This window comes from Vibrio sp. 10N.222.48.A3, assembly GCF_041475345.1.
GTDB classification, from domain to species: Bacteria; Pseudomonadota; Gammaproteobacteria; order Enterobacterales; family Vibrionaceae; genus Vibrio; species Vibrio tasmaniensis_A.
This window is the reverse complement of record NZ_JBFRVX010000329.1, coordinates 1-10813: the sequence shown is the minus strand read 5'-3', so window position 1 is coordinate 10813 and position 10813 is coordinate 1. Positions and strand designations below refer to the sequence as shown.

Annotated in this window: 8 protein-coding genes and 1 pseudogene; 5 read left to right on the top strand and 4 right to left on the bottom strand. The window is 44.5% G+C overall.

Going from position 1 to position 10813, the window contains the following annotated elements; all coding sequences use genetic code 11:
- From AB4653_RS10465 to AB4653_RS10455, 3 genes and pseudogenes are all read right to left on the bottom strand, one after another.
- Positions 1-86, bottom strand: a pseudogene (locus AB4653_RS10465) (amino acid ABC transporter ATP-binding protein); the annotation flags it as partial.
- Entirely contained in the window at positions 83-754 is a 672-nt protein-coding gene (locus AB4653_RS10460; RefSeq protein WP_009848134.1) for an amino acid ABC transporter permease, read from the bottom strand. The gene AB4653_RS10460 and the pseudogene AB4653_RS10465, both read right to left, overlap by 4 nt.
- A 134-nt stretch (positions 755-888) precedes the next feature.
- Positions 889-1638 carry an amino acid ABC transporter substrate-binding protein gene (locus tag AB4653_RS10455; protein WP_009848135.1) on the bottom strand — a complete coding sequence of 250 codons (750 nt, stop codon included), beginning with the start codon at positions 1636-1638 and terminating at the stop codon, positions 889-891.
- Between the two features lie 309 nt (positions 1639-1947).
- On the opposite strand from AB4653_RS10455, the gene dnaA reads away from it, so the two are divergent.
- The 5 genes from dnaA to AB4653_RS10430 all read left to right on the top strand — a co-directional run bounded on the left by dnaA (position 1948) and on the right by AB4653_RS10430 (position 9079).
- Positions 1948-3369: a chromosomal replication initiator protein DnaA gene (gene dnaA, locus AB4653_RS10450; RefSeq protein ID WP_009848136.1), complete on the top strand. Its 1422-nt coding sequence runs from the start codon at positions 1948-1950 to the stop codon at positions 3367-3369.
- An 81-nt stretch (positions 3370-3450) separates the two neighbouring features.
- Positions 3451-4551 (top strand): DNA polymerase III subunit beta, encoded by a 1101-nt coding sequence (gene dnaN, locus AB4653_RS10445; protein ID WP_009848137.1) that lies wholly within the window; start codon positions 3451-3453, stop codon positions 4549-4551.
- Between the two features lie 74 nt (positions 4552-4625).
- Complete coding sequence (recF, locus tag AB4653_RS10440) at positions 4626-5705, top strand: DNA replication/repair protein RecF (RefSeq protein ID WP_017103129.1); 1080 nt, start codon at positions 4626-4628, stop codon at positions 5703-5705.
- A 17-nt stretch (positions 5706-5722) separates the two neighbouring features.
- Positions 5723-8140 (top strand): DNA topoisomerase (ATP-hydrolyzing) subunit B, encoded by a 2418-nt coding sequence (gyrB, locus tag AB4653_RS10435; protein WP_009848139.1) that lies wholly within the window; start codon positions 5723-5725, stop codon positions 8138-8140.
- Positions 8141-8644: 504 nt separating this feature from the next.
- Positions 8645-9079, top strand: a complete 435-nt coding sequence (locus tag AB4653_RS10430; protein ID WP_009848140.1) for an Hsp20 family protein — start codon at positions 8645-8647, stop codon at positions 9077-9079.
- Positions 9080-9198: 119 nt separating this feature from the next.
- Here the strand turns inward: AB4653_RS10430 and AB4653_RS10425 are convergent, their stop codons facing one another.
- On the bottom strand, positions 9199-10449 hold the full coding sequence (locus tag AB4653_RS10425) for a valine--pyruvate transaminase (protein ID WP_009848141.1): 1251 nt from the start codon (positions 10447-10449) through the stop codon (positions 9199-9201).
- Between the last annotated feature and the right edge of the window lie 364 nt (positions 10450-10813).

Sequence of the window (10813 nt, the reverse complement as noted above, 5' to 3'; positions counted from 1 at the left end):
ATCTCACCTTGTTTGATTTCTAGGTCGATCCCTTTCAAAACTTCGGTGTCACCAAACTGCTTGTGGATATTTTGTAATTTGATCATCGTACATACGCCTTATTCAGTTTCACTTCGGCCCAAATTTGAATACGAGTGAGGATAACCACTACGCCCCAGTAAATCAGCGCGACTGCTAAGAAAGCCTCGAAGAAGCGGAAACTTGAAGAAGCTTCCATCTGAGCTTTAGCCATGATTTCGGCTACACCTAAGGTGAATGCAAGTGAAGTCGACTTGATCATGTCGATGAAATAGTTCATTAAAGAAGGCAGTGCTACGCGGGTTGCTTGCGGCAAGATCACTCGGCGCATCGCTTGACTGGTTGTCATACCGACTGAGAGGCTGGCTTCCATCTGGCTACGATCAATACCGATAATCGCGGCACGAATACTTTCTGCCATATACGCGGCAAAGTGCAGGGTTAAGCCAATTACAGCGGCGCTGAAAGCATCCAACCCAACCATCCACGGGAATACTTGTGGTAAGCCGTAATAAAGGAGGAAAAGCTGTACCAACAGTGGTGTGCCTCGAAAGAAGCTAATGTACAGCTGGCTCAGTTGGTCGAGTACTGGGATTTTGAATACACGAATATTCGCCAGTATCAGAGACAGGATCAGAGCAAAGAACAAGCCCCAAGTCGCCATCTCCATCGTGGTGCCTAAATACTTCAGTAGTATTGGCAACAGCTCTAGCATGTAATTAAAGTCAAATCCCATAATCTATCTCGTATTAGTATTGGAAGTGTTGTTCTATTTGGAAATACTGTTCTATCAGGCTTTTAATCAGTGCACAAAAGCAAAAAGCCCACCGCCGTGTAAAGCAGTGGGCCTCGAATGGAGATAGTGAGTGATTACTTCTGAGTAATGTCCGCACCAAACCATTTCTGAGAGATACTTTCTAGCGTACCATCTGCGCGCATTGCTGCTAATGCTTCGTTTACTTCTGCTTGCAGTTTTTTACCGTTGTCGTTGTCCACGAAAGGCCAAGCGTTTTCAATGGTTTCGAATGGCTGACCCGCTAGCTGTAATGGTAGACCCGTCTTCTTGATAAGCTCTAGTGCTGATAGGCGATCCATTACGAATGCATCGGCACGACCAAGAGCGACATCATGCTCAATACCTGTATCGTAGGTCTTCACATTGATCTTGCCATCTTTATCGTAGCTGCGAAGCAGTTGTTCAAAGTTTGAACCTAGGTTTACCGCAACCGTCTTGCCATCAAGGTCTTCGATACCCTTAATGCTGTCATTACCTTTACGAACGGTAATTTGTGCACCGTCTACTACGTATGGGTCTGCGAATAGGTATTTCGCTTTACGTGCATCCGTCATTGTAATTTGGTTTGAAATGGTATCGATACGACCCGTTTCAAGAAGACCAAAAAGACCAGAGAAGTTTGCCGTTACGTATTCAACCTTGTAATCGTTACGCTTACCGATCTCATCCCATAAATCCACTTCAAAACCTTGTAGTTGGTCTTGTTTAACGAACGTAAACGGGAAGTAGCGACCAGACATGCCGACTTTAACTTCAGTCGCGGCTTGAACAGTAGCAGCAGAGAGTGCGATAGCCGCAATTGCAGCCTTAATCCAGTTATTCATTTGGTAACTCCTTATATTTATAGGGTTGGATGTTACTGGGAAAATGCTCAATAGAATAAATAACCAGATGTTATTAACCATAACCAGATCGCATTCTCGATTTGGGGATAACTAGCAAGGATCCGGGCATAAGTGGATCATTGTGTGAGTAAATTAGGGGCAAGATGTGTGGATCCACCGATTATTTACAAAATTATTGTGAATAACTTGGATCTTATTCACTGGATCTGTGATCAATTGCTGGTGATCTGACTTATCAACAGGTAAAATTAACGGTCATTTCATATAACTTAAATAGAGTGGGGCACCGTGTCATCTTCGCTTTGGTTGCAATGCTTGCAACAGCTTCAAGAAGAGTTACCAGCTACAGAATTCAGTATGTGGGTACGTCCGTTACAAGCGGAGCTCAATGGTAATACTCTAACTCTATTTGCACCAAACCGATTTGTACTCGATTGGGTGCGCGATAAGTACCTAAATAGCATTAACCGTTTGCTACAAGAATATTGTGGTAATGATATCCCGCATCTTCATTTTGAAATTGGGAACAAACGAGTTACTGCTCCAAAATCTGAGACTATCGCCCCAGCTCGTACCCGTACAGCCGCTGATGTGGCCGCTGAATCGTCAGCACCTGCGCAGTTACAAGCTCGTAAGCCTGTTCATAATATCTGGCGTGATGAAGAGCCTGTAGCGGTTGATCTTAACCACCGTTCAAACGTAAACCCAAAACATAAGTTCAATAACTTTGTTGAGGGTAAATCAAACCAATTGGGTTTGGCGGCGGCACGTCAGGTTTCTGATAATCCAGGAACAGCTTATAACCCGTTGTTTTTATACGGTGGCACCGGTTTAGGTAAGACACACTTGTTGCATGCGGTGGGTAATGCCATTGTTGATAATAAGCCGAATGCGAAAGTGGTTTACATGCATTCTGAGCGTTTTGTTCAGGATATGGTGAAGGCGTTACAAAATAACGCGATTGAAGAATTTAAGCGCTACTACCGTAGTGTTGATGCTTTGCTTATCGATGATATCCAATTTTTCGCGAATAAAGAGCGCTCTCAAGAAGAGTTCTTCCATACCTTTAATGCGCTGCTTGAAGGCAACCAACAGATCATCCTAACCTCTGACCGTTATCCAAAAGAGATCAACGGGGTAGAGGATCGTCTTAAATCTCGCTTCGGCTGGGGTTTGACGGTAGCGATTGAGCCTCCTGAGCTTGAGACTCGTGTTGCGATCTTAATGAAGAAAGCCGAAGACCACCAAATTCACCTTGCGGATGAAGTGGCATTCTTTATTGCTAAGCGTTTACGCTCTAACGTTCGTGAGCTTGAAGGCGCATTGAACCGTGTTATTGCGAATGCAAACTTCACTGGCCGTCCGATCACGATCGATTTCGTGCGTGAAGCACTGCGTGACTTGCTTGCCCTGCAAGAAAAACTCGTCACCATTGATAACATTCAAAAGACAGTCGCTGAATACTACAAAATCAAAGTTGCTGATCTATTATCTAAACGTCGTTCTCGTTCTGTTGCTCGTCCACGCCAACTGGCGATGGCACTGGCTAAAGAGTTAACTAACCACAGCTTGCCTGAGATTGGCGATGCATTCGGTGGCCGTGACCACACGACCGTACTGCATGCTTGTCGTAAGATTGCTCAGTTGCGTGAAGAGAGCCACGACATTAAAGAAGATTATTCGAACTTGATTCGTACCCTTTCTTCTTAATACACAGTATTCTTAACCTTAATAAGCAGAATCTTGGCCACGTACTATTACGCAGTGCCATTTAGACCGTAAGAGCAAGATATGAAATTTACCATTGAACGTAGTCACCTGATTAAGCCATTACAACAAGTATCTGGCGCACTCGGTGGCAGGCCAACGCTTCCAATTCTAGGAAATCTACTGATTAAAGTAGAAGATAACGTGTTGTCGATGACAGCAACGGATCTAGAAGTTGAACTGATCAGCCGTGTAACGCTTGAAGGTGATTTCGAAGCGGGCAGCATTACTGTACCTTCACGTAAATTCCTAGATATCTGTCGTGGCTTGCCAGACAGCTCAGTGATCACTGTGGTATTGGATGGCGACCGTATTCAGGTTCGTTCTGGTCGTAGCCGCTTCTCATTAGCAACATTACCTGCGGCAGATTTTCCAAACATTGAAGACTGGAGCAGTGAAGTTGAAGTGTCAGTGACACAAGCTGAGCTACGTGGTCTTATCGAGAAAACCCAATTCTCAATGGCGAACCAAGATGTTCGTTACTACCTCAACGGTATGTTGTTTGAGATTGAAGGTTCAATCCTACGAAGTGTCGCGACTGATGGTCACCGTATGGCGGTATCTCAAGCACAACTGGGTGCCGATTTTGCTCAGAAGCAGATCATTGTTCCTCGTAAGGGTGTGCAAGAGCTAGTGAAGCTACTGGATGCACCAGAGCAACCGGTAACGCTGCAGATTGGTAACTCTAATGTGCGTGCTGAAGTGAACAACTATGTCTTCACTTCTAAGCTGGTTGATGGTCGTTTCCCTGATTATCGCCGCGTAATGCCGCAAAATACTACCAAGACACTTGAAGCTGGTTGTGATGAATTACGTTCAGCATTTTCTCGTGCTGCGATTCTGTCGAATGAAAAATTCCGTGGTGTTCGCGTTAATCTTGTAGATAGCGAGATGCGTATTACCGCGAACAACCCAGAGCAAGAAGAAGCGGAAGAAGTGCTAGACGTAACCTTTGATGGTGATGCACTAGAGATTGGTTTCAACGTAAGCTACGTGTTGGATGTTCTGAACACACTACGTTGTGAGCAAGTTCGCATCTCAATGTCAGACGCCAATGCGAGTGCTCTTATCGAGAACGCACAAGACGACAGCGCGATGTACGTTGTTATGCCTATTCGCTTATAAGCGTTGTTTGTGATGTTTACTGATCAACAACGTTTACCTATCGAGTCGTGATTGAAGATTAATATGAAGACGTTATGCCTTTATCGCGCTTAATCGTTAAGCAGTTTAGAAATATAGAAGCCTGTGACATTCAACCGTCATCAGGCTTTAACTTTCTTATAGGGGCTAACGGGAGCGGAAAAACCAGTGTCCTTGAAGCGGTATATCTGCTTGGACATGGTCGCTCATTTAAGAGTTCACTCACCGGCCGTATCATACAAAACGAGTGCAGTGAGCTGTTTGTACATGGCCGTTTTATGACCTCGGATCAATTTGAGCTGCCAATTGGCATTAATAAGCAGCGCGATGGCACAACAGAGGTTAAAATAAGCGGTCAAACTGGGCAAAAATTGGCTCAGTTAGCTCAGGTTTTACCTTTGCAGTTGATTCACCCGGAAGGGTTTGATTTACTAACCGATGGACCTAAGCATCGCCGCGCATTTATTGATTGGGGAGTCTTCCACAGTGAGTCCGGCTTTTATGATGCATGGGGCAGGGTAAAGCGCCTCAATAAGCAGCGAAACGCCTTATTGAAAACGGCAACACACTATCGAGAACTGAGCTATTGGGACCAAGAATTGGCCCGTTTAGCGGAAAGTATCAGCCAGTGGCGTGCCACTTACGTTGAACAGCTTAAAGAAGTCGCCGAAGAAATCTGTGCGACCTTCCTTCCTGAGTTTGAGATAAAGATTAACTATTATCGTGGTTGGGACAAAGACACTCCATACGCCGAGATTTTAGAAAAGAATTTTGAAAGGGATCAGCAGCTTGGTTACACCTTTAGTGGGCCAAACAAAGCGGATCTGAAGATAAAAGTGAACGGCACTCCAGTGGAAGATGTCTTGTCACGAGGTCAATTGAAGTTGATGGTGTGCGCGCTGCGAGTAGCACAAGGGCAACACCTCACTCAAATGACAGGTAAGCAGTGCATCTATTTGATAGATGACTTCGCTTCCGAATTAGATAGCCAACGCCGAGCACGTCTTGCTGAGTGTTTAAAGGCGACCCAGGCTCAAGTTTTTGTAAGCTCTATTACCGCTGATCAGATTGCAGATATGCATGACGAAAATAGCAGGATGTTTCATGTGGAACATGGCAAAATAGAGCAAGGATAATTAGTCAGAGAGTAACTATGTCAGATAATTACGATTCATCGAGTATTAAAGTACTGAAGGGTCTGGATGCGGTACGTAAGCGTCCTGGAATGTACATTGGCGACACGGATGATGGTACCGGTCTGCACCACATGGTTTTTGAGGTGGTAGATAACTCTATTGATGAAGCGCTAGCTGGTCACTGTAATGACATCATTGTAACTATTCATGAAGATAGCTCAGTGTCTGTAAGCGATGACGGCCGTGGTATTCCAACAGAATTGCACCCAGAAGAAAAAGTATCAGCAGCAGAAGTAATCATGACGGTTCTTCACGCTGGTGGTAAGTTCGATGATAACTCGTACAAGGTATCTGGTGGTCTACACGGTGTTGGTGTTTCAGTAGTTAACGCACTTTCTAAGCAAGTTACTCTTACTATCCACCGCGGTGGCAAAATCCACACTCAAACCTACAGCCACGGTGAGCCTCAAGCGCCACTAGCGGTTATCGGTGACACGGATAAAACCGGTACAGAGATTCGTTTCTGGCCGAGTGAAGAAACCTTCACTAACATCGAGTTCCATTACGACATTTTAGCTAAGCGTCTACGTGAGCTATCATTCTTGAACTCAGGTGTATCAATTAAGCTAATTGATAAGCGTGAAGAAGACAAAATGGATCACTTCGAATACGAAGGCGGTATCCAAGCGTTTGTTGAACACCTTAATACCAACAAAACACCAATCATCCAAAAGATTTTCCACTTTGATTCAGAGCGTGATGACGGCATTACCGTTGAAGTTGCAATGCAGTGGAACGATGGTTACCAAGAAAATATCTACTGTTTCACCAACAACATCCCTCAACGCGATGGTGGTGCTCACTTAGCGGGTTTCCGTGCTGCGCTAACACGTACTTTGAACAGCTTCATGGACAAAGAAGGCTTCTCGAAGAAAGCGAAGACTTCAACATCAGGTGATGATGCTCGTGAAGGTTTGACGGCGATTGTTTCGGTGAAAGTGCCAGATCCTAAGTTCTCAAGCCAAACTAAAGACAAGCTGGTTTCTTCAGAAGTGAAGTCTGCCGTTGAGTCTACGATGGGTGAGAAGCTATCTGAGTTCCTAATTGAGAACCCAGGTGAAGCGAAAATCGTTTGTTCTAAAATTATCGATGCAGCGCGTGCTCGTGATGCAGCGCGTAAAGCTCGTGAGATGACTCGTCGTAAAGGCGCATTAGATTTAGCGGGCCTTCCAGGTAAACTAGCTGACTGTCAGGAAAAAGATCCTGCACAGTCTGAACTATATATTGTGGAAGGAGACTCTGCTGGCGGATCAGCCAAGCAGGGGCGTAACCGTAAGAACCAAGCAATCCTACCGCTTAAAGGTAAAATCCTTAACGTAGAGAAAGCGCGTTTCGATAAAATGCTGTCTTCTCAAGAAGTCGCAACGCTAATCACAGCCCTTGGTTGTGGTATTGGCCGTGATGAATACAACCCAGATAAACTGCGTTACCACAACATCATCATCATGACCGATGCCGATGTCGATGGTTCTCACATCCGTACACTGCTACTGACGTTCTTCTACCGTCAAATGCCTGAGCTGATTGAACGTGGTTACATCTACATTGCTCAACCGCCACTTTACAAAGTGAAGAAGGGTAAGCAAGAGCAGTACATCAAAGATGAAGATGCGATGAACCAGTATCAAGTATCTTTGGCTTTAGACAATGCAGAACTGCACGTAAATCCTGAAGCACCTGCGTTTGCCGGTGAAGGCTTAGAGAAGCTTGTTCAGCAATACAATGCAGGCATCAAGCTCGTTGATCGTATGAGCCGCCGCTACCCACGCGCATTGGTTCACGAACTGATTTACGTTCCTCGCCTAACCGCTGAGCAGTGTCATGATGATGCGGTGGTTGAAGCTTGGGGTAAGCAGCTAGTAGAGCAGCTAAACGGTAAAGAAGCGGGTGCAAGCCAATACAGCCTTGAAGTTGAAAAGCACGAAGAGCTAGGTTTAAGCGTTCCTAAGATTGTGGTTCGTACTCATGGTGTAACTCATGAGCACGTGCTGAGCATTGATCTGATTAACTCGAAAGAGTTTGGCAAGCTAGCGGATCTTTCTGAAGCACTTGATGGCCTGATTGAAGAAGGTGCTTACATTAAGCGTGGCGAGCGTACTCAAGAAGTGTCTAGTTTCGTTGAAGCTCTGAACTGGTTAGTGAAAGAGTCTCGTCGTGGCCTAAGCCTACAACGATACAAAGGTCTAGGTGAGATGAACCCTGATCAACTTTGGGAAACGACAATGGATCCTGAAACTCGTCGTATGATGCAAGTAACGATTGAAGATGCTGTTGGTGCTGATCTGTTGTTTACAACATTGATGGGCGACCAAGTAGAACCGCGTCGTAACTTCATCGAAGAAAACGCACTTAAAGTAGCAAATCTAGACGTTTAGTATCTTTGATACTTCGCTCTTTCGCTTAATTTCTGTGTCAGAGGTGCTCACATACATTCGTATGCTCCGCGCCTCTTCTTTGAACTAAAACGAAATAGCTTCGTCTCAAAAAACTAAATTTGTTGTTAAAAAGACTGCCAAAAATGGCGGTCTTTTTTGTTTTTAAGTGATTGAAAAATATTGGATTGGAAAAATAATTGAAAATAAACGCTTGAAACTGATTCGCTCAATCCACATATCTAGTTGTGAAGAGGATGACTGTCTTGCTCTACAAGAGAAGAAACAGAACCTTCATAACCGTTGCTAGAGTATCGCTCAATAGAGGATAAATTTGGCGGCACACAATATAAAAATTGATTCATTGTCATGTCCCAGAGTTGTCACCAAACGAGGTGAAGCCCGTGGAATGCGAATTGAATCCCTTAGCTGTTTACTGAATAATTCACAGGTTCGATCTCAGTAAAAATTACAGCTAAGACTATTGCTTACTAAAAGGATAGCATTATGAGAACTGTAGATTTCACTCCACTTTACCGCAACGCAATCGGCTTCGATCGTCTATTCAACATGATGGAAGCGAACACATCGAAGAACTCTTCTGGCGGTTACCCTCCATACAACATCGAGCAAAAAGACGAGAACAACTACCGTATTACTATGGCCGTTGCTGGTTTTGCTGATGACCAATTAGATCTTACTCAGAAAGAGAACATGCTAATTGTTAAAGGTGAGCGTAAAGCAGAAGCAGAGAAAACCTTCGTATACCAAGGTATCGCAGAGCGTGATTTCGAGCGTAAATTCCAACTGGCAGACTACGTAAAAGTGGTAGGGGCAAGCATGGAAAATGGTCTTCTTCACATCGACCTAGAACGCGAAATCCCAGAAGCGATGCAACCACGTAAGATTGCTATTAATGGTAATAGTCTTCTAGAAGGTTAAGCGTTATTAGCTCATTTAAGCTAATAAATCTCGGGAAGTAGAAGTGAAAGAGCACCAGTACCTTGAAGAAGGTCGGTGCTCTTTTTTGCATTTGGTCTACGGTAAGCTAAAAGCTCTGATTACTGCTCTGAGTAAGCTTTTTTCACTTCTTCAGCAATGATAGCAATACCTTTTTGCATCGCCTCATCATCTTGTACGTAGTTCATGCGTAAGCACTGGTGAGCATGATCCCACTCGTCTTCTTGGCCGATAAAGAAGTATTCACCCGGAACAATCAATACGCCACGAGCTTTGAGGCGGTCGTACAGCTCCATGGTGGTAATCGGCAGTTCATCAAACCATAGCCATAAGAAAATCGCGCCTTCAGGCTTGTGGATACGGAAGCGAGGGTCATCGATCGCTTCTTGTAAAAGCTCAACCGCACGTAGAGATTTCTCTTTATAGAAAGGTTTGATTACTTCACTGCTCAAACGCAATAAATCGCCTTTTTCAATCATATGATTGGCAATTGCCGGCCCAACACTGCTCGGCGCTAAGCTGATAATGCCATTCATGTTAGTCAGAGCTTGTGTTACTTCTTCGCTCGCAATCACGATACCGCAACGTACACCCGGTAAACCAAGCTTAGATAAGCTCATGCACAGAATCGTATTTTCATTCCAGAACGGTTCCACATCTTCAAAGATGATGTTTGGAAACGGCAGGCCGTAAGCATTATCGATCAGTAGTGGGATGTTGTTTTCGCGCGCCAGTTTATCCAGTTTACGCACTTCTTCGTCGGTCAGTACGTTACCAGTTGGGTTGGTTGGACGAGAGGCGCAGATAGCGGCAACCGAGTCATCAACCTTGAGCTGTTCAAAATCAACGTGGTATTTAAACTGGCGGTTTTCTAGCAGTTCGATCTCTGGGTGGTAAGAGATAAAAATATCGTCATCAATGCCCGCATCGCCGTAGCCGATGTATTCTGGTGCGATCGGCAACAATATCTTCTTGTGAGAACCGTCTGGCTGTTGACCCGCTAACAAGTTGAATAGGTAAAAGAAGCCACTTTGACTGCCGTTGGTCAGGCTGATGTTTTTCTCGTTGATGTCCCAACCATAGGTCTCTTTCAGCATTCCAGCTAACGACTTAATGAAGCTGTCTTTACCTTGTGGACCATCGTAGTTGGCGAGGGCGGCAATGAGTTCTCCACTGGCGAGCATGTCGGCACTGGCTTGGTTAAAGTAATCGAGCATGGCTGGGATAGCGGCTGGGTTACCACCACCGAGCATAATTGCACCAGGAGTTCGCAGGCCATCATTCAAATCATCCATTAAACGAGTGATTCCAGAGTATCGATTAAACTTTTCACCAAACTTTGAGAATTGCATTGCTTCGTATACCTAATTCATTGTGATTATTATTCGTAGATTATGATCAATCTTATGAACCCGAGCGTGGCGGGTTACAGTGGGTAATCTTTGAACATACCGCAATGTTTTTGCGGCGCAAAGCACGAATTGCCCTCACACGGAAAAAACTTCTCTTCTCACCGCTCCCGTTTAATCACTTTTTTCACTTTAAACTGAACTCAAACTGAATAGAACGACGGCAAATGTCAGAGCAATGTGAGGAAGGTCACTCTTGGATTGCTCAAAAATAGCGCACTGAATATTATTTCCTCCGAAGAAAAAACAACCTATCTATCTTTTGGAGAAACGAATGTTAACTAATTTATTTGTTAGAACTCAGCTA